At 34.1% G+C, this 25,102-nt stretch carries 25 protein-coding genes; 2 read left to right on the top strand and 23 right to left on the bottom strand.

What is annotated here, in order from left to right; all coding sequences use genetic code 11:
• Positions 1 to 9: 9 nt before the first annotated feature.
• The 6 genes from rnc to ACE83Q_RS02745 all read right to left on the bottom strand — a co-directional run bounded on the left by rnc (position 10) and on the right by ACE83Q_RS02745 (position 6,371).
• Complete coding sequence (rnc, locus tag ACE83Q_RS02720; protein WP_409022604.1) at positions 10 to 702, bottom strand: ribonuclease III; 693 nt, start codon at positions 700 to 702, stop codon at positions 10 to 12.
• 140 nt (positions 703 to 842) lie between these two features.
• Positions 843 to 1,085, bottom strand: coding sequence for an acyl carrier protein (gene acpP / locus ACE83Q_RS02725; protein WP_409022605.1), 243 nt, complete (start codon positions 1,083 to 1,085; stop codon positions 843 to 845).
• Positions 1,086 to 1,141: 56 nt separating this feature from the next.
• Complete coding sequence (gene plsX / locus ACE83Q_RS02730) at positions 1,142 to 2,155, bottom strand: phosphate acyltransferase PlsX (RefSeq protein WP_409022606.1); 1,014 nt, start codon at positions 2,153 to 2,155, stop codon at positions 1,142 to 1,144.
• Between the two features lie 21 nt (positions 2,156 to 2,176).
• Complete coding sequence (gene recG / locus ACE83Q_RS02735) at positions 2,177 to 4,213, bottom strand: ATP-dependent DNA helicase RecG (protein ID WP_409022796.1); 2,037 nt, start codon at positions 4,211 to 4,213, stop codon at positions 2,177 to 2,179.
• A 73-nt stretch (positions 4,214 to 4,286) separates the two neighbouring features.
• A complete protein-coding gene (locus ACE83Q_RS02740) occupies positions 4,287 to 5,969 on the bottom strand; it encodes a DAK2 domain-containing protein (RefSeq protein ID WP_409022607.1) in 1,683 nt (560 codons plus the stop codon).
• A 39-nt stretch (positions 5,970 to 6,008) separates the two neighbouring features.
• A complete protein-coding gene (locus ACE83Q_RS02745) occupies positions 6,009 to 6,371 on the bottom strand; it encodes an Asp23/Gls24 family envelope stress response protein (RefSeq protein ID WP_057973455.1) in 363 nt (120 codons plus the stop codon).
• 239 nt (positions 6,372 to 6,610) lie between these two features.
• Between ACE83Q_RS02745 and rpmB the strand changes: the two genes are divergently transcribed.
• Complete coding sequence (gene rpmB, locus ACE83Q_RS02750; RefSeq protein ID WP_057973454.1) at positions 6,611 to 6,796, top strand: 50S ribosomal protein L28; 186 nt, start codon at positions 6,611 to 6,613, stop codon at positions 6,794 to 6,796.
• Between the two features lie 47 nt (positions 6,797 to 6,843).
• Here rpmB and ACE83Q_RS02755 read toward each other — a convergent pair whose 3' ends face one another.
• From ACE83Q_RS02755 to gmk, 11 genes are all read right to left on the bottom strand, one after another.
• Positions 6,844 to 7,497 carry a thiamine diphosphokinase gene (locus tag ACE83Q_RS02755; RefSeq protein WP_409022608.1) on the bottom strand — a complete coding sequence of 218 codons (654 nt, stop codon included), beginning with the start codon at positions 7,495 to 7,497 and terminating at the stop codon, positions 6,844 to 6,846.
• Positions 7,494 to 8,144 (bottom strand): ribulose-phosphate 3-epimerase, encoded by a 651-nt coding sequence (gene rpe / locus ACE83Q_RS02760; RefSeq protein WP_409022609.1) that lies wholly within the window; start codon positions 8,142 to 8,144, stop codon positions 7,494 to 7,496. The genes ACE83Q_RS02755 and rpe overlap by 4 nt, the downstream gene beginning before the upstream one ends.
• A gap of 10 nt (positions 8,145 to 8,154) precedes the next feature.
• Positions 8,155 to 9,042, bottom strand: coding sequence for a ribosome small subunit-dependent GTPase A (gene rsgA / locus ACE83Q_RS02765; RefSeq protein WP_409022610.1), 888 nt, complete (start codon positions 9,040 to 9,042; stop codon positions 8,155 to 8,157).
• Positions 9,043 to 9,145: 103 nt separating this feature from the next.
• Positions 9,146 to 11,152 (bottom strand): Stk1 family PASTA domain-containing Ser/Thr kinase, encoded by a 2,007-nt coding sequence (pknB, locus tag ACE83Q_RS02770; protein ID WP_409022611.1) that lies wholly within the window; start codon positions 11,150 to 11,152, stop codon positions 9,146 to 9,148.
• Entirely contained in the window at positions 11,149 to 11,892 is a 744-nt protein-coding gene (locus tag ACE83Q_RS02775; protein WP_409022612.1) for a Stp1/IreP family PP2C-type Ser/Thr phosphatase, read from the bottom strand. Before ACE83Q_RS02775 ends, pknB begins: the two co-directional genes overlap by 4 nt.
• 15 nt (positions 11,893 to 11,907) lie before the next feature.
• Positions 11,908 to 13,260 (bottom strand): 16S rRNA (cytosine(967)-C(5))-methyltransferase RsmB, encoded by a 1,353-nt coding sequence (rsmB, locus tag ACE83Q_RS02780; protein WP_409022613.1) that lies wholly within the window; start codon positions 13,258 to 13,260, stop codon positions 11,908 to 11,910.
• The gene (fmt, locus tag ACE83Q_RS02785; RefSeq protein ID WP_409022614.1) at positions 13,257 to 14,204 is read right to left on the bottom strand and encodes a methionyl-tRNA formyltransferase; all 948 of its coding nucleotides are present in this window, start codon (positions 14,202 to 14,204) and stop codon (positions 13,257 to 13,259) included. The genes rsmB and fmt overlap by 4 nt, the downstream gene beginning before the upstream one ends.
• A gap of 14 nt (positions 14,205 to 14,218) precedes the next feature.
• Positions 14,219 to 16,639 (bottom strand): primosomal protein N', encoded by a 2,421-nt coding sequence (priA, locus tag ACE83Q_RS02790; RefSeq protein ID WP_409022615.1) that lies wholly within the window; start codon positions 16,637 to 16,639, stop codon positions 14,219 to 14,221.
• Between the two features lie 30 nt (positions 16,640 to 16,669).
• Positions 16,670 to 17,872: a bifunctional phosphopantothenoylcysteine decarboxylase/phosphopantothenate--cysteine ligase CoaBC gene (gene coaBC / locus ACE83Q_RS02795; protein ID WP_409022616.1), complete on the bottom strand. Its 1,203-nt coding sequence runs from the start codon at positions 17,870 to 17,872 to the stop codon at positions 16,670 to 16,672.
• A 113-nt stretch (positions 17,873 to 17,985) separates the two neighbouring features.
• Positions 17,986 to 18,201: a DNA-directed RNA polymerase subunit omega gene (gene rpoZ / locus ACE83Q_RS02800; protein WP_409022617.1), complete on the bottom strand. Its 216-nt coding sequence runs from the start codon at positions 18,199 to 18,201 to the stop codon at positions 17,986 to 17,988.
• Positions 18,198 to 18,818, bottom strand: coding sequence for a guanylate kinase (gmk, locus tag ACE83Q_RS02805; protein WP_409022618.1), 621 nt, complete (start codon positions 18,816 to 18,818; stop codon positions 18,198 to 18,200). The genes rpoZ and gmk overlap by 4 nt, the downstream gene beginning before the upstream one ends.
• A 180-nt stretch (positions 18,819 to 18,998) precedes the next feature.
• Between gmk and ACE83Q_RS02810 the strand changes: the two genes are divergently transcribed.
• On the top strand, positions 18,999 to 19,331 hold the full coding sequence (locus ACE83Q_RS02810) for a hypothetical protein (RefSeq protein ID WP_409022619.1): 333 nt from the start codon (positions 18,999 to 19,001) through the stop codon (positions 19,329 to 19,331).
• A 41-nt stretch (positions 19,332 to 19,372) separates the two neighbouring features.
• Here the strand turns inward: ACE83Q_RS02810 and ACE83Q_RS02815 are convergent, their stop codons facing one another.
• Genes ACE83Q_RS02815 through ACE83Q_RS02840 form a run of 6 tightly spaced genes read right to left on the bottom strand, consistent with a single transcriptional unit; the run spans position 19,373 to position 25,069 of the window.
• Positions 19,373 to 20,026, bottom strand: a complete 654-nt coding sequence (locus tag ACE83Q_RS02815) for an ABC transporter permease (RefSeq protein ID WP_409022620.1) — start codon at positions 20,024 to 20,026, stop codon at positions 19,373 to 19,375.
• Between the two features lies 1 nt (position 20,027).
• Positions 20,028 to 20,948 (bottom strand): osmoprotectant ABC transporter substrate-binding protein, encoded by a 921-nt coding sequence (locus tag ACE83Q_RS02820; protein WP_409022797.1) that lies wholly within the window; start codon positions 20,946 to 20,948, stop codon positions 20,028 to 20,030.
• Positions 20,949 to 20,972: 24 nt separating this feature from the next.
• Positions 20,973 to 21,602, bottom strand: coding sequence for an ABC transporter permease (locus ACE83Q_RS02825; RefSeq protein WP_409022621.1), 630 nt, complete (start codon positions 21,600 to 21,602; stop codon positions 20,973 to 20,975).
• 2 nt (positions 21,603 to 21,604) lie between these two features.
• Positions 21,605 to 22,816: a betaine/proline/choline family ABC transporter ATP-binding protein gene (locus tag ACE83Q_RS02830; RefSeq protein ID WP_409022622.1), complete on the bottom strand. Its 1,212-nt coding sequence runs from the start codon at positions 22,814 to 22,816 to the stop codon at positions 21,605 to 21,607.
• Between the two features lie 58 nt (positions 22,817 to 22,874).
• Positions 22,875 to 24,554 (bottom strand): DNA repair protein RecN, encoded by a 1,680-nt coding sequence (gene recN / locus ACE83Q_RS02835; RefSeq protein ID WP_409022623.1) that lies wholly within the window; start codon positions 24,552 to 24,554, stop codon positions 22,875 to 22,877.
• 59 nt (positions 24,555 to 24,613) lie between these two features.
• Positions 24,614 to 25,069, bottom strand: a complete 456-nt coding sequence (locus ACE83Q_RS02840) for an arginine repressor (protein ID WP_409022624.1) — start codon at positions 25,067 to 25,069, stop codon at positions 24,614 to 24,616.
• Positions 25,070 to 25,102: the final 33 nt, after the last annotated feature.

Raw genomic sequence — 25,102 nt, forward strand, 5'->3', positions numbered from 1 at the left:
TGAACATTTTTACTTTCTGAGTAATCCTAATGCATTACTTGCTGCTTGTTGTTCTGCAACTTTTTTAGAATGTCCCGCCCCTTGTCCAATGATTTTACCATCAGCACTAACGGACATGACATATTGTCTGTCATGCTCTGGACCAAGATCATCAACAACATCATAGGTAATCACAACATCACCATCTTTTTGTAAAAACTCTTGTAGCGACGTTTTATAATCCATAACATGGTCAAACCAGCCTAAGTCTAATTTTGGAAAAATAACTTTCCTGATAAATGTTTCAACAGCTAATTTACCTTGATCTTGATAAAGCGCTCCTACAAAAGATTCAAAAATATCACATAATAACGCAGGTCTTTGACGTGCATTTGATTTTTCTTCACCTTTACCTAAACGAATAAATTCATCAAATCGGCATTCTTTAGCAAATGCGCTGAAACTCTCTTCACATACCATTGCAGCTCTTAGACGCGTTAATTTCCCCTGTGGCAGCATTGTATACCGCTGATATAAATATTCTGAAACTGTTAATTGTAAAACAGCGTCTCCTAAAAATTCAATTCGTTCATAAAATTTTAAATTTTCTTTGGGATGTTCATTTACATATGATGCCTGTGTGAATGCTTCATCTAATAAATCCGTATTCACAAATTTAATATTAAATTCTTCTGCTAACATTTCATTTAAACCTTTAATCATTATTATCCTCCGTTATTATCATTATTGCTCTTACAATTATACCTGTTTTATTCACTAAAAGGTACTCCATACAAAAAAAGCGCTGACAAATATCATTGTCTAACGCTTTTAATAAACGATTTAATCTACGTGTTGAATTATTATTTTTGGTTAGCTTTAATAAAAGTGACAACGTCTCCGACAGTTGTTAAACTTTCTGCATCTTCATCAGAAATTTCTGCACCAAATGTATCTTCAAGTTCTAAAACGAACTCGACAACATCAATTGAATCTGCATCTAAATCCTTTTTAAAATCTAAGTCATTCGTAATTTTTTCTACTGGCAAATCAAAATGTTCGTCTATAATTTTAACAATTTTTCCAAAAATTTCTTCTTCTGTCATTCCAATAGCCTCCTTTTGAATCATGACGTAATTTTAACCATTTTTCAGAGAAATGTCTAGTTAATTTTATTTTCACTAGTTTCCTTTTCAAAATAGTTAACAATATTAGGTACTACATCTGTATTAACCATATCATTAATTTGATTAATTGTGTAATAAACAACTTCAGCCTTACTTGATCCATGTGATTTTACAACTGGTGCTTTAATACCTAGTAAAACCGCACCGCCATACTTAGGTGAATCCATCTTATTCTTCAATTGTTTTAAACTAGGTTTCAGTAAAAGCGCGCCAATTTTAGCACGCAAACCACCACTCATAATGGCACTTTTGAGTAATGAAAACATCCCTAAAGCTGTTCCTTCAACGGATTTTAAAACAGCATTACCTGTAAAGCCATCAGAAACAACAATATCAGCTTTACCAGAAAGTAAATCATTAGATTCAATATTACCTACAAAATTTAATTCGGTATCGTTCTGTAATAATTGATACGCTTCTTGTGTCACTTTGTTGCCTTTATGTGGTTCTGTCCCATTATTTAATAAACCGATTTTAGGATTACTAATATGGCGAACATTTTTAGCATAATAGTTACCTAAGACAGCATATTGATGCAAATGTTCAGGTTTACTATCCGCATTGGCTCCAGCATCTAATAAATTTACAGTGTTATCACTAGAAATAACTGGCAATGTTGCTAATAAACCAGGTCGTGGAATACCCTTAATACGGCCAATTATAAACAAACCAGCAGCAAGTAGTGCCCCAGTGTTACCACATGAAAAGACGGCATCATTCTCACCGTCTTTAACGGATTGAGCTGCTAAGACCATTGACGCCTTTTTCTTTGAACGAATTGCCTTAACTGGTTCATCATTCCCATCAATTTCTTCATCCGTGTGAACAATCGTGATATTTTTATCATCTTTTAAGAATTCACGAATTCTTTTTTCATCTCCGTACAACGTAAATTGAATGGTGCTATCTTCGTCTCTAGCACGTTCAACGCCCTCGACGATTGATTGCGGTGCAAAATCGCCGCCCATTGCATCAACTGCTAATTTCATAATTATATTCTCCTAACTTATTTAATCGAATTTTAAATCTGTATTTTGATGATTCTTCAAGTAATCGTTTAGTGGTTTAAATTCAGGATTACTTTCAAAGTCATTTCTAAAAACTATTTCGTGTGCTTCTTGTTGGGCCACTTGCAATGCATTGATATCACCTATTGGATCACCAATTTTAAAATCAGGTATTCCAGATTGTTTTCGGCCTAGTACATCGCCAGCACCTCGCAACTCTAAATCTTTTTGCGAAATGACGAAACCATCTGTTGTCTCTGTCATAATTTGCATGCGTTGTCTCCCAAAATCATTTTTAGGATCAGCAATTAAAATACAATATGATGCTTTCTTCCCACGGCCAACCCGACCTCGTAATTGATGTAATTGCGCTAACCCAAACCGTTCAGCATTATGAATCATCATCACAGTAGCATTAGGAACATCAACACCGACTTCGATAACCGTTGTTGAAACCAATATTTGATATTTATTAGCCTTAAAATCAGCCATAATCTGATCCTTTTCATCATTTTTCATTTTGCCATGCAGTAGTCCAACTTTATATTTTGGCTCAAATATTTCTTTCATATTTTCGTATAAAGCTAATGCATTTTTTAAATCTAGTGTTTCAGATTCATCAATTAGTGGTGTAATAATATAAGCTTGTGAGCCTTGCATCAACTGTTCTTTAATGAGATCGATTCCTTTACCTACTTGAGAACTCTTTAACCAAGATGTCGTAATAGGTTGACGTCCTGCAGGTAATTCGTTAATCGTAGAGACATCCATTTCGCCGTAAGCAGTAATTGCTAGCGTTCTAGGGATTGGCGTGGCCGTCATTGCTAAAACGTCCGGTTCAGCTCCCTTCTCTCTTAAAATACGACGTTGATTCACACCAAATCGGTGTTGCTCATCAGTAATAACTAATCCAACGCGACTAAATGACACATCAGGCTGAATAATTGCATGTGTTCCAATAATTAAATTAACCTCACCTGATTCAAGATGTGCTAATAGTTCACGTCTAGCTTTAACTTTCATTGACCCAGTTAAAAGTGCAACATTAACTGGGAAATCTGCGAATAAGGTAGCCATGTTATTGGCATGTTGTTCAGCTAATATTTCTGTTGGCGCCATTAAAACGGCTTGATACCCCGCCGTAATAGCCGCGTACATCACAATTGCTGCAACAATTGTTTTACCTGATCCAACATCACCTTGAAGTAATCGATTCATATGGATTGGTTGTTTCATATCTGAACAAATTTCATTAACGACTCTTTTTTGAGCTGCCGTTAATTCAAAGGGTAACGTCTGAATGAATTTTTTTAATTCATTATTTTGATAGTTAATTTTAATACCATCATTTTTAGTATCATTTCGTTTAATATACTGTAATTTCAATTGAAATAAAAAGAACTCTTCAAAAATAGCCGTCCGCTTAGCATCATGAAACTCTTTTTCATCCTGTGGAAAGTGAATATCATGTAACATCGTCTTACGATTAATTAAACGATACTTTTTAATCAAGGAATTTGGTAATATTGAATCAATTCGATCCGCGTATTGTTCAAATGCTTGCGTAATTAACTGTCGAATTGCCGATTGATGAATATCCTTAGAAGAACGATATATCGCTGATAACTTATCATCATTTTGCTTCGTCAATAACTTCATCCCAGATAAACTTTTTCTCTTATCATCCCATTTACCATATACGGCGACTTCTTTACCAATCTCAAATTGTTTTTGTAAAAAAGGTTGATTAAAAAAACTGACGGTTATATTATCACTATCAATTAGCAATCTAACATTTAACAGATTTCTTTTCTGACCAAACCGAATTAAAACTGGTTCAGAAGAAACAATTCCTTTTAGAGTTACTTTTTCTTGATCAGTAATTTCAGATAATTTTTTTGCTTTTAAATCGTCATAACGGTACGGATAAAATGTTAATAAATCTATTATTGTATTAATTCCTAATTGATTAAGTGCAGTCAATTTTTTAGGCCCAACACCAGTTAAAACACTAACTGAATCGTTCAATGATGACATTATGATACCTCACTTTCTACGGAATATAAAAAGCAGGAGAGAACATAGTCTCATCCCACCTTTACTTTTTTACTATTTATTCAACTGAAATTAGATATGGATAGACCGGTTGGTCTCCTTCATGAATTTCAACTTCTAAATCTTCATCAATTTCATAAATGGCTTCTTCGATTTCTTTAGCTTCGTCCTCAGAACCGTCTTCACCCACAATAATTGTGATAATTTCGCTGTCTTCATCCAACATTTCTTTAGTCATTTCAATTGCAACTTTTTTACGATCATTATCAGTTACTTTGATGTTACCATCAATAATACCCATATAATTATCTTTTTTAATTTCAATGCCTTCAATTGTTGTATCTCTAACTGCGATTGTTACTTGACCAGAAGTTACTGTATCCAAGTTTTCAATCATAGCATCTTTATTTTCTTCCAATGTGCTATCAATATTAAAACCAAGCATTGCTGTCATTCCTTGAGCGATTGTACGACTTGGTACAACAACTGTTGGAACTGTTGAAACTTCAACAGCCTGTTCAGCAGCTAAGAAAATATTTTTATTATTAGGTAAAATAATCACATTTTTAGCTTTAGTTGCTTCAATTGCCTTAACAATATCTTCCGTACTTGGATTCATTGTTTGACCACCACTTAAAATGTAAGAAACACCTAAACTTTTGAAGAGTGTCGCAACACCAGAACCAGATGAAATTGAAATAACTGCAATTTCGCTAGGTACTGTAGTTTCACTTGTTTCTTCAGTCTCTTCTTCATCATTTTCCAAAATTGTCTCATGTTGTTGACGCATATTATCAACCTTAACTTTGATTAATGAACCATAATGTTGACCATAAGTCATCACTTCACCAGGATTTTCTGTATGTACGTGAACTTTAACAACTTCATCATCGGCCACAACAAGAAGAGAATCACCAATTTCACTCAAATGATTTCTAAATTCATCATAATCAAATTTACGATCAACTAAACGACCGGCACCCAATTTAAGCATGATTTCTGTACAATAACCAAATTTAATGTCTTCAGTACTTAATTTACTTTGAACACTCTGATGGTGACTGGCATTAACCATTTCATCCATTTCTTTTTCATTTGGTTTGTATTCTTCACTAATTGTTTCTTTACCAGTTAAGGCATCAAAGAAACCTTCATAAACAAATGTTAATCCTTGACCACCTGAATCAACAACACCAACCTCTTTTAAAACAGGTAATAAATCTGGTGTTGTTGCTAATGCTTTTTTAGCAGCTACATAAGTTGCTTCCATAACGACGATAACGTCATCACTCTCAGAGGCAGCCTTATTTGCAGCCTTAGCGGCTTCTCTTGCAACTGTTAAAATAGTTCCTTCAGTTGGTTTCATAACTGCTTTATACGCGACTTCTACACCACCTGTCAAAGCATCTGACAAATCAGTAGCAGTTAAAACCTCTTTAGCTTGGATCCGTTTATAAAAGCCTCTAAAAATTTGTGATAAAATAACGCCTGAGTTACCTCGAGCACCCATCAATAAACCTTTAGCTAAAATTGAAGATAGTTCACCAACATGTTCAGAAGGTGAATCTTGAACATACTTTGCCCCACTTGCGAACGAAAGGTTCATATTTGTACCTGTATCACCATCTGGCACTGGAAATACATTTAATGAATTAATAAATTCGGCATTTTTAGCCAATCGTTGTGAGCTAATTTGGACCATTTTTCTAAATTCTTGGTCCGTAATTTTCGTAACAGTCACTTCTTTTTCCTCCTTGGTCACTACTAAAATAGCTAGTTACTAATCGCCTAGTACGCGAACGCCTTGTACTAACACGTTAACTGAATTAGCAGATACACCTAGCATTGTTTCTAAATTATACTTCACTTTTTCTTGAACGTTACGACAAACTTCAGATATTTTTGTGCCATAGCCAACAATAATGTAGACATCAATAGCAACACCATTGTCTTCCTGGCGAACAACAACACCTCTAGAATAATTATCTCTTCTTAAAATTTCATTCACATTGTCACGAATTTGGTTTTTACTTGCCATTCCGACAATACCAAAAATTTCAGTTGCAGCACCGCCGACAACTGTCGCAATAACTTCATTATCAATATCAATCGTACCGAATTGCGTTTTGATCTTAACAGCCATAAGAATAGCCTCCTTATATTTTCACACAATCAATAAGAGTATTTTATCATAGGATATGGTAGAATAAAAGAAAAATAGCATCTAAGAAAATTCTATTCCCCTACCTTCGGGAATTTCAAGCTGTCAAGCAAATTTACTTGAAAGAAAAGTATTGCATTATATGGCTAAATATGATATTTTTGTTTAGGTAAGTAAGCATAGCTTTGCTTTTTAAGTGAATTGCAGAGGAGGATATGAATATGGCAAAAGATTTTATTACAGGACGTAAGACTACTTTCGGTAAGAAACGTTCTCATGCATTGAACCAAACAAACCGTAGCTGGAAACCTAATTTACAAAAAGTTCGCATCTTAGTTGATGGTAAACCTAAAAGAGTTTATGTATCTGCTCGCGCTTTAAAGTCAGGTAAAGTTACCCGTGTTTAATTCAATTTAAAAAGACTCAGCATTTATGCTAAGTCTTTTTTTTTGCTCTATTTTTCATCATCACGACTTTGAATCACAATAATAACGCCAGATTCAAAACTAAACTCACCTGTATCTCCCATAAATTCATTACTTGCTAATGAAATCGGGTTCACAAAATTAATTTGATCCAATGTGTACTTTTCATCTATTAAACTCAAATTTTTAACTGGTGTCAGTGGAATAAATGCAAGATATTTTTTATCATTTTCTTTTATCAACTGATACTTACCTGGTTTAAAGAATCGAATTGAATTTTGTTTATCAACTAAACAAATTTTTTCAAACATTGTATTAAATGGTTCTCTAAAGATAAAAAATAAATTAGCCAATAAATGATCAATTCGACCACCTGTGGCACCATAAATCGTCACTGAATCAAACTTAAATCCAGATATGGCTTCTCTCAAAGCCAATTCAGTATCTGTATCATCTTTTTCAGGATTAGCTATTTTAATTTTTTTACTATGATTAGATACTAAATTAAATTCACTTTCAGTCATTGAATCGAAATCACCAATTGATAACTCTGGTGTAATACCTAGTTTTATTAATCGTAATGCACCTCTATCAACACCAATCCATGGACCACGAACGTTACCATCCACTAATTTCTTAGGCCACTGTTCCTTAGGTCCACCGACTAAGATATTGAGTTTCATTTGGTTGCTTCTCTTAACTTATTAATTTGTTCAGTTGGATTGTCACTATTGTAGATGTATGAACCAGCTACTGCGACTGTTGCACCACTATCAAGACATTCCTTAATCGTTTGATCATTAACACCACCATCAACTTCAATATCAAAATCATAGTTTTGAACTTGTTTGATACGATCTAATTGGTCAATTTTACGTTTCATTTCTGGAATAAATGATTGTCCGCCAAATCCAGGGTTAACAGTCATCACTAATACTTGGTCAACCAATGGTAAAATTTGTTTAATTGTCTCTAGGGATGTTCCTGGGTTAATAACCACTTCAGCTTTCACACCTAATTTTTTAATATGTTGAATAACACCGAAAATATGGGGAGTTGATTCAACATGAACTCCAATAATATCAGCACCTGCCGCAGCAAATTCTTCAATATAAGATTCTGGATTTTCCACCATCAAATGACAATCCAAAACCATTTTTGTTAATGGTCTAATTGCTTCAACGACATTTGCACCAAAAGTTAAATTAGGCACAAAATGGCCATCCATAATATCAATATGTAAATATTCTGCACCAGCTTGATCAACAACTTTAATATCCTTTTCCAAGTTTGCAAAATTAGCGCTTAAAATAGAAGGTGATAATTTCATTTTGGTCATCTCATTTCTTATAGTTTGGTTTTTGATCAACAATTAATTGATTAAATTGTAAATAATTTTTGTACCGACTCTGTAATAAATTACCTTGCTCAAGGGCTGCTTTAACTGCACATTTTGGCTCCTTAATATGCAAACAACCTCTAAATTTACAGCCAACAGATAGTTCATTTAATTCTGGAAATAACTTTGGTAACTCTTCTTTTGACATATCAAATAAATCAAAAGAAGAAAATCCAGGTGTATCAGCAATTAGCCCACCTGCAATAGGCATTAATGTTACTTTACGTGTAGTATGTTTTCCACGATGTAAGGCTTTTGATATCTCAGCTGTCTGTAACTCCAACTCTGGCATAATTTTATTTAGTAATGTTGATTTTCCTGCACCAGTCTGACCCATTACGACTGCAATTTTGCCCGGAAAGGTATCTTGTAATTCTTTAACCACAACATCTTCGTTTTTACCAAACGGAAAAAATGTTGGATAAATTCGACTATAAGCTTCAATAATACTGCTTATTTCAGCGACTTTCTCTTCAGGAATTAAATCGCCCTTTGAAAAATATAAGACTGGCTTAACATAATGTGATTCTAGCATAATCAATTGTCTATCTAATAGATTGCTTGAAAATGCTGGTTCAACACACGACGTTACAACAATTGCTTCATCAATATTAGCTACTGGTGGTCGAATTAAGCTGTTTTTTCGATCATGAATATTAAGTATATAGCCTTCTTTTTTATTTTCAGCTTTGAAGTCAACCCAATCGCCTACTAATGGTGCCTGGTTAGAATTTCTAAAATTACCTCGAGCTCTTGTTCGATAAGTTTCGCCTTCGACATCAACGTCGTAAAAGCCACTTAATGATTGTCTAATCTGACCTGTTACCAATAAATTAACCTCCTTTAACTGGATTAGTGTAACCGTTTTATATGATTAATTAAAAAATAGATTAGAAGTTTACCCTCTAATCTAATTTTACCACATCTTTTATTTAATTTTTAGTTACATTATCATTTTCCGCAATTACTTCACCATCACGCAAAATTTTATATTTTCCTGATTTTCCAGAATCTAAAATAAATGATAATTTAAAATTAGTATCTTTTGTAATTGTTTTCCGTTCATAAATATCATCAATATTATGTGATTTGTCTTCGATATAAACTTCAATAGCATTTTCATCTACTTTTGATTCTGAAGAACTTGAACTAGAGCTGGAACTATCATCTGACGACGAGTTCTTGTCCTCATCTTTTTCTTCATCAACTGAACTTGAACTTTCTGACACAATTGATTTAAATGGAACAGATACAGTCCTGGTAAACTCATCAGTTGTGACTTTTTTTCCTTTAGAAATAACAACCGATAATTGATCACCTTTAGAAAAAGAACTTCCTTCTGCTGGTGATTGTTTGATAACTTGACCTTTGTCAACTGAATCTGAGTAGGCCTCGCTAATTGTCAGGTTACCACCTAATTCGTTTGTATAATCCTGAACACTTTTTCTTGTATATCCTGTTAAATCTCTAAGTGTATACACTTTAGGACCTGAACTAACTGTCAATGTAATCACTGTGTCACTTGGAACTACCTTATCACCCGCTGTGACATCTTGTGCCGTAATTTCATTTTCAGTCACAGATTCTGACTCTTCCGTTTCTTTTTCAACTTTAAAGCCATCATTTTCTAACGTTGTTTTAACATCCTCATAGTTACTACCAACGTAATTCTCAATTGTTATCTTAGCTTTTCCCTTTGATACCATTACATCAACCTGATTTTTTTCTCGAATTATTTCATTCTTCTTAGGTGTTGAATTAATGATACTACCACTATCAACGGTTTCACTATTTGTTCGAGTAATTTTACCAAGTTTCAAATTTTTATCTGCTAAATTTGATTTTGCTTCACTAACTGTCATTCCGCTTAAATCAGGGACTTTAACTTCTTTTGGCGAACTCATTGCAAGAATGGCACCACCTAAAATAAGAGCAACAAAAGCAAAAATGATTGCGCCAACAGTCCATTTTTTACGACGACTCATTTTCTTTTTCGTATCTTTTTTAACATCTGGTTCCTGATTTGGACTAAGTGTTTCTACAGTCTGCTTATCAAATACCGGTAATACTTTAGTTTCACCACTGATAATTTCTTCAGGCTGCCACTTTGCCACATTTTTTTTGGCCAAAGATTCTCTCAAAGCAATTGACATTTCTCCAGCAGATTGAAATCTGTCTCGTGGTACTTTACTTGTTGCTTGTAAAACAACATTTTCAAGAGCCTGTGGGATATTAGAATCAAACTCTCGAACAGATGGCACATCACTTTGGAAATGTTTCAGGGCAATTGAAACAGCTGTTTCACCTTCAAAAGGTACTCGGCCAGTTAACATTTCATACAAAATAATACCAAGTGAATAGATATCAGATTGTTTTGTTGCCATACTACCTCTAGCCTGTTCTGGCGAAAGATAGTGGACAGAGCCTAGTAAGGTATTAGTTTGCGTTAGCGAATGATCAGCCAATGCCACAGCAATACCAAAATCTGTGATTTTAGCATTGCCATCTGCATCTATTAAAATATTTTGTGGTTTTAAATCACGATGAATAATACTGTGGTCATGTGCTACTTCTACAGCTGATAATATTTGAGTCATAATATCAATCACAACTTGATATGGAATTGGGAATTTTTTTGTTATATATGTTTTTAAATCATGTCCTGGTACATATTCCATAACCATAAATTGTAGACCATCAACTTCACCAACATCATAGACATTCACAATATTTGGATGAACCAATTCAGTTGTTGCCAATGCCTCACGTTTAAAACGTCTAACAGTATCTTGGTCATCTCTTAAATCAACTCGCAGCACTTTAACAGCTACTGGTCGATCTAAAATTAAATCGGTCGCAAGATAGACATTTGCCATGCCACCTTCGCCTAATGAATTAATTATTTTATAACGTTCATTAAAAATTGTATTAGGTTTCATTTCCCTATCCCCCGATCATTACTAACCAGGAGTATGGTGATATTATCTAATCCGCCTGCCTTATTGGCCAATCTAATTAATTCTGCCCCTTTTTCTTCAACAGTTTCAGAATTTTTTAAGACCGCTTTGATTTCATCATCTGAGACCATATTAGTTAAACCATCTGTGCATAATAACAATAAATCGCCCGATTCAGAATCATTAACCGCAATATCTGCATCAGCATCTGACGAGATACCTAAACTTCTTGTAATCATATTCTTTTGCGGATAATTTTTAGCATCTTCTACAGTTAGTTCGCCACGCTTAATTAATTCATTCACTACCGAATGATCTTCAGTTAATTGATAGAGTTCTTTGTGACGTAATAAGTATCCTCGGCTATCACCAATATTGGCAACAATAAATTTTTCCTCGAAGAATATGGCACATACCATTGTTGTACCCATACCCGAAAGATCTTCATATTGATTAGACTTTTCAATAATTTGTTTATTTTCCATCTCTACTTCTTTGGTTATCCATTTAATCGCGTCACTAGGTTCGCTAAAATTAGCTCCTTCAAATCGAAATCCCATGTGTGAAACAGCCATTTCTGAAGCAACGTCACCGCCCAAATGACCACCGATACCATCTGCAACCATCACAAAAAAGATGCCACTTTTATTGTGAAAGACACCGACATAATCTTCATTATTTTCTCTGACACTACCTACATCTGTTTGATAGGCAACTTTCATCCTTACACCTCGACTCTAAAGTTGTTTTTCTAAACATGTAATGAAAAATCCATCTGAATGGTAATCATCCGGATAAATAGTTAATTCTTTATCATCTCTATTTTCTTTTAATGCCAAAGCAGTTGGCGTTTCAATCACTTTAAACTCAGGATGGGTTTCAACAAACTGATTAACAACATCCTTATTTTCAATATCTAAAATAGTACATGTACTGTAAGTTAAGCGACCACCTTTTTTCAAAGTTGGTGCCACTTTGTCTAAAATAGCTAATTGAATTTTTTGTAGATTTTTTGAGTCAGCTAATGTTTTTTCGTATTTAATTTCTGGTTTACGACGCAATAATCCAATTCCAGAACAAGGTGCATCAACAAGAATTGAATCAAAATATTCATTATCAAATTCTTCTGAAATTAAACGTGCATCTAATACCATCTCTTCAACAACACTAGATAAACCTAAACGTTTAGCATTATCACCGATTAATTTAACTTTGTGTGCATGAATATCTAGCCCTACAACTTCACCAAATAAAGTTTCATCTAAGAATGATGCGATATGGGTTGTTTTCCCACCTGGTGCGGCACATGCATCTAAAACTTTAGCACCTGGTTGAATATTCATTGCGTCAGCAACTAACATTGCACTTTCATCTTGAATCGTAATTAACCCATCATGATAAACGCCACTATCAGGAGCGAATCCATTAGTCACCAATAAACCAACTGGTGAAACTTGACTGCGTTTCACTTCAAAGCCTTCATTTTCCATTTTTTCGATGACTTCTTCGACAGTTGCTCTAGCTGTATTTACTCTGACAGATTGATCAGGTGCTTCATTGATTGAAGCCAACAAATGTGTCGTTTTTTCTAAGCCTACCTGTTTAATTAATTCGTTAACCAACCAAACTGGCGTACTACTTTCAATACTCAAACGTTCAATATCATCTTTAATTTCAGAAACAGGACGGATACCTTCTCGCTCAATCGCATGTAAAACACCAGTAACAAATTTACGTGTACCTGCATGGCCTTTTCGTTTTGCAATTTCAATTGATTCATTAAAAATTGCACGAGTTGGAATTTTATCAAGATAATGCATCTGATAAATAGCACTCAATAATAATTCTTGAACCCAATTATCCATTTTACTAGGATTTTTAACAAATGGTGCCAACCAATATTCTAAAGTAAGACGCCTTTGAATAACACCGTAAACTAGTTGTGTTAATAAATGAGCATCCCTAACTTCCATATGATTATTCTTAATCACTTGGTTCAACGCAATATTTGAATAAGTCCCTTGTTTAGCAACTCTTGTTAAAAGATCAACTGCTAAGAATCGGGGTGTCGTTTTTAAATCAGTTGTCATACATCAATCACCTGTTGTCCTTCTTTTATTCCTTGTCCACTACCATTTAGGTAATCGACAATGGTTTGTTTTGATTTACCATCGGGTTGAAGCGAATTAATAGCTAACACGGTCCCATCACCACAAGCAATTTCAAGTGATTTTTTAGCTACTTCAACTACTTTCCCAGCAGATAAAACAGTTTTTTTATCTAGTACAGTTACATCCCATATTTTAGTTCTCTTACCCTTTAAAATTGCATATGCACCAGGTACCGGTCTTAAGCTACGAATTTTCCAGTCTATTTCATTAGCCTTTTTTGAAAAATCAAGGGCTTCTTCTTCTGGTTTAATAGTAGGTGAAAAGGTTACTTTATCTTCATTTTGTGGCGTTGATTCACTTGTACCATCAATTAGTTTTGGTAATGTTTCAAGTAATAGTTCCTTACCTAATAAACTTAATTTTTCAAACATTGAACCAGTATCATCATTATTTTCAATTTTGATTGCACGACGGCTAATGATATTTCCAGCATCCATTTGTTTAACCATATAAATAATGGTAATACCTGTTTCTTGTTCACCATTCATAATAGCATATTGAATTGGTGCGCCACCACGATATTTAGGTAATAGTGAGCCATGGACATTTATTGCACCAATTTTAGCAGATTCTAACAATTTTGTTGGCAAAAATTGTCCAAATGCCGCAGTAACCAAAAAGTCCGGTGCCATTGCAATTACTTTGGCCATTTCATCGCTACCACTTAATTTTTCTGGTTGTAATACTTCAATATCATGTTTTACTGCAACTTGTTTTACTGGTGATTGTGTTAAAATACGTTTTCTTCCAACCATTCGATCTGGTTGTGTCATGACAGCTTTCACGTCATAGCCATTTTCAATTAAACTTTCTAAAATTGGAGCTGAAAATTCTGGTGTTCCCATAAATACAATTGACGTCATAATATCTCCTTAATTTAAATAAAGTTTACTGGTTCAGAATCAATCGTTAATTTTAAACCTTTTCGAACTTCGGCTTGAGATTTAGTCATTAATTCTCTTAGTCGTTCTTTTAATTGACCTTCTGATTTATACTTAATGACCACTTGATAATAAAAACGGTTATTCACACGCATAATTGATTTTGGTGTTGGTCCAAGAATAATCGCATTTTTTGATAACACTGGTTTTAAAAATTGAACTGCTTCTAACATTTTTTTTGCTGCTCCAGCTTCATCTGTATAACTCGCAGTAAGCTGAATTGTATAATAGTATGGTGGATAATTTTCCATATGTCGAACTGACATTTCCTTTTTATAAAACGATTCATAATCATGATGTTTTGCGTATTGAATCGCGTAGTGATCTGGATTAAAAGTTTGGATAATAACATGTCCTTCTTTTTCAGCTCGACCAGCTCGACCACTAACTTGGGTTAATAATTGGAATGTTCTTTCACTCGATCTAAAATCAGGCAAACTAAGTGCTGTATCCGCATTAAGAACCCCAACTAATGTCACATCAGGAAAATCTAACCCTTTCGCAATCATTTGTGTACCCAATAAAATATCAGCTTCTTTTGCGCCAAATTTAGCCAATAATTTTTCATGTGCACCTTTTTTTCGTGTTGTATCAACATCCATTCGCAAAATTTTTGCCTCTGGATATAACGTTTTAAGTTCTTCCTCAACTTTTTGTGTACCTGTACCGTAATATCTAATTTTACGACTATGACAGTTAGGACAAGTTTTAGGAATGCCTTCTTCATGCCCACAATAATGACATTTCATTGTATGAGTGTCCATATGCAATGTTAAAGAAGTATCACAATTAGGGCAAGGCAATACAAATCCACAATCTCGACACATTACGAAAGAAGAAAAACCGCGACGATTTAACATTAAAACAGTCTGTTCTTTTTTCTCAAGACGTTTCGTAATTTCATGTCTAAGCGGTTCAGAAAAATTACTCTCACCTGTCTTTTTCATTTCTTCTCTCATATCAATTAGCGTAACTTCTGGCATGGGATGTCCATTTATGCGGTGAGGTAACTGTAGCCACTCATACACGCCTTTTTGAGCTCTAGCACGAGATTCAAGGGATGGTGTTGCACTACCCAATATGACAGGACACTGATGTCTTTTACTTCTCCAAAGGACGACATCCCTTGCATGATACCTCGGCGTCTCATCTTGTTTATAGCTCGCTTCATGCTCTTCATCAACAATAATAACACCGATATTATCTAATGGTGCAAAAACCGCTGAACGTGCACCCACAACTACTTGCGCTTCTTTACGTTCAATCCGGCGCCATTCATCATAACGCTCACCATCAGACAATCCACTATGCAGGACCGCAACTAAATCACCAAATCGAGATTTAACACGCTTAACCATTTGAGGTGTCAAAGCTATTTCTGGCACAAGCATCAAAGCTGTTTTTCTAAGTTCTAGTGCTTTTGCAATCGTCTGCAAATAAACTTCTGTTTTTCCACTCCCCGTCACACCTTGGAGTAAAAATGTTTTATTAGTTCCACTTTTAATAGCCTCATCGACAGCTAGCACCGCAACTTCTTGATCTGAAGTTAATTCTTGCATATCGGTTGGCTCAATAATTGTGTCTTTATATGGGTCCCGATATACCTCAGTTTCAACTTTTTCAAGCCAACCATTTTTTGCTCCAGCTGTAATTGTTGCAGGTGTCACGCCTACTTCCTCAACAACTTGTTTCTGAGGAATCAAGCTATTTTCAGTGAGTGATTGTAGATAATCAACTAATAAGTGCTGTTGTTTAGCATTTTTACGTAAACCACTTCGAATATTTTCATATACTTCGAATCCAAGTTTTGGTTGGATTGATAATTGCATCTTAACTTTAGCTTTGTTGCCAACTTCGTAAATCATTTCAGCCTTTTCAGCCTTGGTAAGTTGTAATAACTCTTTAATTATTTGAGCATCCATATGTTCTGGATCAAAATCAATAGAATCTTGACCTTGAAATAATTTATCTTGTAAATTTTCATCAATTTCGTCAATTAAACGAACTCGCTTTTTATAAGTTGCACGCATAACACTTGGTAAAACCATTTGTAAGGCAGTTATACGAAAGGAAAAGGTTTCATTAGCTATCCACTCAGATAAGTCTAATAATTCAGTATTCACAACAGGTCTTAAATCCACGACGGATTGAATATCTTTCACACGACCATCGAACTCATTCTTATCAAAAAGATCAATTACAAATCCTTGAACCAATCGTTTACCATTCCCAAATGGCACAATAACCCGCATGCCAATTTCAATCTGATTCGTTAATACGGCCGGAATTGAATACGTGTATGGTTGATCCGTTTGCATCGTAGGAACATCAACTATAATCTTTGCATATTGTGACATACTGAAACCTCCTTTCATTTAATTAGCTATTTATTTTGCTAAATCGCTTATAACAGTAGCTAATAATTCCTTAGCAATTTGCTTTTTACTTGTTTGCTTTATGAAATCGTTTTTTCTATTTGGTCTAAGTAGCGTTACTTCATTATCATTGCTATTAAATCCAATGGCAGAATTTGAGACATCATTTAAAACTAATAAATCTAAATTTTTCTTTTCTAATTTTTCTTGTGCATTTTCTAGTCCGTTTTGGGTTTCCGCAGCAAATCCGACTAAATACTGATTTTGCTTAATTTGACCCAAATGTTTTAAAATATCTGGATTTTTTTCTAATATTAACGTTAAAGTAGATTCAGCTTTTTTTATTTTCTGATCTGCCACGTTTTGTACACGGTAATCTGAAACAGCTGCTGCCATTATCAAAATATTTTGGTCATCAAATTGCTTATTGATAGCTTCGGATAACTCTAACGCAGTTGTAACTCTAATTGTTGTCACACCAATTGGGTCTGGCAACTGGCTTATTCCGCTAATTAAGGTGACATTAGCACCTAACTTTTGCGCTTCAATCGCAATTGCGAAACCCATTTTACCTGAAGAATCATTAGCGATAAAACGAACTGGATCAATTCGTTCTCGTGTACCACCAGCTGTCACTAAGACATTTTTACCTTCTAATGGTTTATCACTATCCTCAAAGGAAGCTTGAATAACTGACATTATCACATTTAATTCGGGAAAACGTCCCTTACCTGAATAACCTTCTGCTAAAAAGCCTATTTCTGGTTCAATAATCTGAACGTTATTTTGTTCTAAAAATTTAAGATTACGTTGTGTAGCAGGATTCATTAGCATATGTTCATTCATTGCTGGTACAAGAATTTTTTGTGCCTCAGTTGCTAATAAAGTGGTTGAAACAAAATCATCTGCAATACCATTGGCCATTTTTGCGATAATGTTTGCTGTCGCTGGTGCAATAACCATTAATTCTGCCCAGTCTGCAAATTCAATATGCGCAACATACTTAGACTCTTTTACCGAAAATAAATCAGTTAACACCCTATTTTTACTTAACGTTTCAAAACTCAAGGGTGCCACAAATTCAGTTGCTGCTTTGGTCATCGCAACTCGAACGCTAGCACCTTGTTTAATTAGTTCTCGAACTAATCCCAAACTTTTATACGCTGCAATACCACCTGTCACAACAAGACCGATTTTTTTATTTTCAAGTGTCATTTCATGTCGCCCCCATACCGAATTTATTCTATTCTCTATTGTATCAATTTTCTAAGAAATAAAATAGGAGTTAGGACAATAAGCTTGTCTTAACTCCTTTTCATTTAATCAGATTAACGAATATCTTCTTTTTCAACTGGATCAATAATTAAATCACCAGTAACAACTTCTTCCAAAGCACGTCCAACATTCTTTTTTGATTTGTAATTAGAAAGCATTGGTAGAGCGCCAGCATCTAATTCATGGGCACGTTTACTTGCTAACATAATTAATGAGTATCTTGAATCTACTTGTTTCAATAAGTCATCTACTGAAGGATATAAAATCATTTAAATACATCTCCTAATTGTTTTCTATAGTCAGGTAAGAATCGTTTTACTCGCCAACGTTCAGCTTTAATAATAGTTTGAATTTTTTCAACAGCATCATTTATTTCATCATTAACAACCGCGTAATCGTAATTCTGCATCATATCAATCTCACCAATGGCTTTTGTCATTCGTTTATCAATAGTTGCAGAATCATCCGTTCCACGTCCTGTAATTCTTTGTCTTAATTCCATCAAATCAGGTGGCGTTAAGAAAATAAATAAACCATCAGAAATTTTATCTCGAACTTGCATAGCACCTTGTACTTCAATTTCAAGAAAGACATCTTGACCAGCGTCAAGCATCTTATTTACATATTTTAACGGTGTTCCATAGTAATTGTCAACATACTTGGCGTATTCTAACATACCACCCGTTGAAATTTCATTCTCAAATTCTTCTTTTGATACAAAATGATAGTCAACACCATCAACTTCGCCTTCTCGCATTTTACGAGTGGTCATTGAAATTGAATAAAGAAACTTATTGTCAGCTTGGTCAAAAATTGCTTTTCTTACGGTTCCTTTACCGACCCCTGATGGACCAGATAGTACGATCAACATTCCACGATTAGCCATTAAATTTGTAAACTCCTCTAAGATAAGTATTAATAAATAGTATGCACTTTTTACGGCTATTATTCAAGCTTTTTATGCGCTGTTATCAGCTTTTAAATTTATAATAAATTAACGCTTGCTTTACCGAACATTTGTTCGTATAATAAGAATACAAACAAACGTTCGGGGAGGAACTTTATTATGCAAAATAAACAACAGACAACAATTCAGACTATTGGCTCAACATTGCAATATTCATATCACAAGATTTTTGATTTGGATGACTTTATTTTAAGGCCTCAAATGCCCCAATTTCAATTAGCACTCTTTACTGAAAAAGTTTTAAAAATGAAAAAAACAATTATTTTACAATTAAATCCAACTGGATTTCAAAAAGAATTCCAAGAACTTCGTGGTACCTTACACCGACGTTCAGGTTCTAATCAATTAATATTTAAAACGCAATATACGAATATCACTTATCTTCTTACTGATAATCAACTCCGTTATATCGCTTTAATCGATTCAATATAAAAATGGTCACTTTCTATAACAACTAGAAAATGACCATTTTTTTATTTACGTTTAATTGTTGTTGGATCAAATTTCCTTTGAATAAGTGCCAAAATTGCATCAGCAATAACGGCCATTAGAGCTGTTGGTAATGCACCAGCTAAAATAATAGCTGCCCCATCAGTTGCGTTTGTTCCTCGGATAATAATATCTCCAAGTCCACCCGCACCAATAAATGAACCAATTGCTGTAATACCAATTGCAACAACTAATGCATTTCTAATCCCAGCCATGATAACTGATAATGATAAAGGTAACTCAATCATATAAAGGATTTGAAGTCTTGTCATCCCCATCCCTTTACCAGAATCAAGAACGCCAGGATCAACATTAACCATTCCTGAATACGTATTTTTTAAAATAGGTAATAGTGAGTAAAGTGCAACAGTTACAATAACTGTATTAACACCTAAACCTAGTCCCAACATAATAATAGATAACATTGCTAATGACGGTACAGTTTGGATAACATTAGCAGCACCTATTGCTACGTCACTTAATCTATGATGTTTTGAGATAAAAATTCCGATTGGAATCCCAATAATTGCAGCAATTATCACACCATATATTGAAATTAAAAAATGTCTTGTAAATTCTTGTAAAACATATAACCCATTATTACTAAAATAAGACATCAATTGATCAAAAGTATTCATATTAATCACCCGCCTTTTCGAAGTAATGATGTTCTTCTAAGAATTGTTTTGCAACTACTGCTGGTTCGTAAAAATCATTATCAACTTTGTAATTTAATGATTGCATTGTTGATAAATTAATTTTGTTTTTAAGTCGATCAATAAGCGGCGTTAATTCAGGATGTTCCTTCAAGATAGAATCATTTGCAACAAGGCTTGCTGAATATGGTGGGAAGAAGTGACGGTCATCCTTCAAAATTTTCAAATCATAACTCTTAATTCGACCATCAGTTGAATAACCGAGAACAACATCCATTTTACCCTTTGCCAAGGCGCTATAAACTAACCCAATCTGCATAGGATAAATATTACCAAATTTAATATTATATTCTTTTTGGAAACCATCGTAACCATCACCTACACGGCTAATCCAGTTGGCATCAACACCGACTGTTAATTTAGATTCAATTCTTCTTAAATCAGATACTGTGTTTAAATGGTACTTTTTAGCTGTCTCTTTTGTAACCATAAATGCATAAGTATCAGCAAAGCCTAAACTATCAAACCATTTCATTTGGAATCTATTTTCGAATCCATCTTTAACTATTTTATTAGCTTTAACGGTATCTTTTTCTACTGGTTTATTTAATACCGCACTTAAGTCAGTTCCTGTATATCTAGCAGATGAAATATCTGCATCACCGTTTTTGAGTGCATTAAAACTTAATGTACCAGAACCCAAATTATTTATCAGTTCTACTTGATTATCTGATTCATGCTCAATCAATTGTTGTAGCATTGATCCAATAATTTGAGATTCCGTCGTTGATTGTGCGACAATTTTAATTGTCGATTCAGAGCCACCTGTTAAACCAGGAAACCCACAACTTGATAGACTCACACCGGCAAACAGAAGGCTTAAGCTAACAAGTATTTTTTTCATCGTAATTTTCATGTTAAAGCCTCCTTAATTTCTTGTTGTTTTTGGTGCTACCTTTTTTTCAACCTGTCCAAGTATAAAATCAACTAGTAAGGCTAATAAGATAACTGGAATTGTACCGCCCAAAATCAATTTTGGTTGATACAAATTTAATCCATTAAAAATCATATCCCCTAAACCACCAGCACCAATATATGAAGCCAATGTTGCCCAAGCAATTACATATGTTGCGGCCAACCGAATTCCAGACATAATAACCTGAGAGGCCATAACTAATTCAACTTGCATAATTGACTGTAGATTAGTCATACCCATCCCTTTAGCAGCATCTTTTAACACTGGGTCCACTTCATTAATACCAATATACGTATTTCTTAATATTGGTAACAACGAATAGATAAATAATGCTACAACAGCTGGTAACTTACCAATCCCAAATAAAGGAATCATCATGGCTAGTAAAGCTAAGGCAGGAATTGTTTGTAACATACTAGCAATCGCAATTACAATATTGGCTGTCTTAGGCAGTCTTGTTAGTAAAATTCCTAAAGGAACAGCTATTGCCACTCCAAAAAATAATGCCATTCCTGAAATTTCAATATGTTCCCATAATTTAGAGACAATCATTGCCCCATATTCTTGTAAAAATGAAGTCATTATTAACCCTCCTTCGTTGAACTTGGGCTAGTTTCATCGGTATCTGTACCTGAGTCTGACGTCATTATTTTAGTTACTTCTTCATGAGAAGCGCTATTTTCATCACCCCAAAGTGCATCATAAACAATATCAACTAAGGTAGCGCGGGTTACAATTCCGACTAATATCCCATCTTTATTAATAACAGGTACATTTTTAAATCCACGTTTTAAAATACGTTCAACAGTATCACGAACTAATGAATCTTCTTTAACATAGAAAATATCTTTGTTCATAATATCGCTAACACTACTTGATGTATTGAAACTATAATCTAAGCTTTCAATATCAATATAACCCTTTAAAATACCAGCATCATCAGTAACTAACAACGTATCAACTCGACGATCATGCATTAAACGAATAGCTGTTACTAATGACTTACCTGGTGTAATTGAAACTGGGTTAGCTAACATAACTTGACCAACAGTTGTAATACTTGGACGAGCTTGGATAAGTCTATCTTGACCAATCAAGTTTTCAACAAATTTATTTGCTGGATTTTTCAAAATATTATCGGGTGTATCTGCTTGAACAATCTTTCCTTCAGACATAACAACAATTCGTGTTGCTAATTTTAAAGCTTCATCCATATCATGAGTAACAAAAACGAAGGTCTTACCTAAACGTTCTTGCAAATCTTTAACTAGATCTTGCAAAGCTTCTCTAGTAATAGGATCAAGCGCACCAAAAGGTTCATCCATCAAGATAATATCTTGATCAGCAGCTAAAGCTCTGACAACTCCGATTCTTTGTTGTTGCCCACCAGAAAGTTCAGATGGATAACGGTCTAAATATGATTCTGGTAGTTCAACTAATTTAATCATTTCTTTAGCGCGTTCATTTCTTTTTTCTTCAGGCCATTTTAATAATTTTGGTACTAATGTTATATTTTCGCGAATAGTCATATGTGGCATTAAACCAATATTTTGAATAACGTATCCGATTTTACGACGTAATTTAACGGGATCCATTTTTGCTATATCTTTACCATTAATCGTGATTGTACCTTCTGTTTGTGTCAACATACGGTTAATCATTCTCATAGTAGTTGTTTTACCTGAACCAGATGTTCCGATGAAACAAATAAATTCACCATCTTGAACTTCCAAATTAAAATTATCTACAGCTTTATTACCTTTATAAATTTTTGATATATTATCAAACTTAAGCATATTAGTACTCTCCTTTTTTATAACTAACCAATCATCTATTCATAGCAATATTTTGGTTTTAATTATTTTTTTGTGCCGTATTTAGTAATTCCTCAGCATGTTTAACAGTTAAAGGTGTAATCTCAGAACCAGCAAGCATTCGAGCAATTTCTTGAATACGATCTTCCTTAGATAACAATTTAATAGATGTTTCTGTACGTTCACCAATCACTTCTTTGGCTATAAAGTAATGGTGCTCACTAATTGCAGCAACCTGTGGCAAATGCGTGATACATAGAACTTGTGATTGTTGGGCAATTTGATTAATTTTTTCAGCAATTGCCTGGGCAACACGCCCACTAACTCCTGTATCAACTTCATCAAATATAATACTTGTGATACCCTGCGTCCTAGAAAAAATTGTCTTTAACGCTAACATCATTCGAGAAAGCTCACCACCAGAAGCAATCTTAGCTAACGGCCCCATTGTTTCCCCAACATTTGTTTGAATATAAAATTCAACTTTATCTTGTCCGGTACTATTTAACTGATTGAGTGAATCAAATTTAACTTCAAAAACGGCTTTGTCCATATACAACTCACTTAACTGTTTATGCACCTCTTTTTGTAGAATGATGGCTGCTTTTTTTCGAATATTAGTTAATTTATCAGCCAATTTATGAGCTTCTTTTCTGGCTAAATTAACTTGATTATCCAAATCATCTGCATTACCTTCAGTTGCTTCCATTTCAACTAGTTCTTCAGATATAAGACTCAAATAGGACAATATTTTTTCAACAGAATCACCATATTTGTGTTTTAATTGTACAATTAATTCGAGTCTATTTTCAATTTCATTTAATCGTTGCTCATCCCATTCCAGGGAGTCTAACTGACGCAATAGGTCACTAGATGCATCCTGCAGCATATAATAGGCTGACGACAACCGTTCTGCTAAATCTTTATATTCACTATCTAAATTATCAATTTTCAGCATGTTAGACATCGCAACACCAACATGGTCAACTGTATTTTCATCATCACCCGATAACGCTTGGTAACTAGCATCCAGCGACTGATTAATAGTTTGAAAATTTTCTAGACGTTCTTTTTCAGCACTTAATATGTCTTCTTCATTTTCAAATAAATCTGCACTTTCAATTTCATCTTTTTGAAAATGTAACATATCTAATCGTTGTGCCCACTCATTTTGATTTGTTTGTCTTTTTATTTGTAACTTATTTAGGTTTTGATAGTATTCAAATGCTTCTTGATAACTATGCTTCAGTGTTTGAATATCATTTTTAATATACTCATCTAACATGCCCAAATGTTTATCCTGTTGCATTAATTCTTGATGTTCATTTTGGCCATGAATATCAACTAACGTTTCACCAATTGATTTTAGTGTACTCGTGTTAACTAACATACCGTTTATGCGGCAAATATTTTTACCAGATCTATGTATTTCACGTTGTAAAATCACAGAGTTATCATCATGCCCAATACCTAATTGGTCCAACTTCGCTAACGTATTTGAGTTTTCAGTTGGCATAAAAAGTCCTTGTAGGACCATTTTTTTTGCATCTTTTCTAATAAATTCTTGGGACCCTCTACCACCTGATAAAAGACCCAAAGCATCAATGATAATGGATTTACCCGCACCAGTTTCACCTGTTAAAACTGTCATATTAGCCATGAAATCGATATTCAAAGAATCAATAATGGCAAAATCTTTTATTGTCAATTCTTGTAACATTTTTTTCACCCCTTTATATAGAAAAAATCTGAAACAAATGTCACAGATTTTCTTTCTATCTATTCAGTTACAATCTCATTTAAAATTTTGCTTAACTTTAATGCATCTTTGTTCGAGTGACAGATAATTAGAGCTGATCCATCTCCACCTAAAGTACCAAAAACAAATGAATAATTCATTTGTTCAATTAAAGATACGATTGCTGGACCACTTCCTGGTGTCACCTTAACGAGACACATTTCATTTTGAACATCAGTTGATACAAAAGCATCTCTTAAGGTTTTAGTTAATTTTTTTTCTGTATTCAGTTTTTTTTGAACAGGTAAATTGTAGCTGTAACTCCCATCAGAAGATGGCACTTTAATTAATTGCATTTCTTTAATATCCCTAGAAATAGTTGCTTGTGTGACCGTAATCCCTTGTTTTTTAAGCAAACTCACAAAATCTTCCTGTTTATCAATATTATTGTTCTTTAATAATTCTCGAACATAACGTTGCCGTTCTTGCTTTTTCATTAAAGTCCCCCTCGTCCGATAACCTCTACCACC

Source organism: Dellaglioa kimchii, from assembly GCF_046115505.1.
Classification (GTDB): domain Bacteria; phylum Bacillota; class Bacilli; order Lactobacillales; family Lactobacillaceae; genus Dellaglioa; species Dellaglioa kimchii.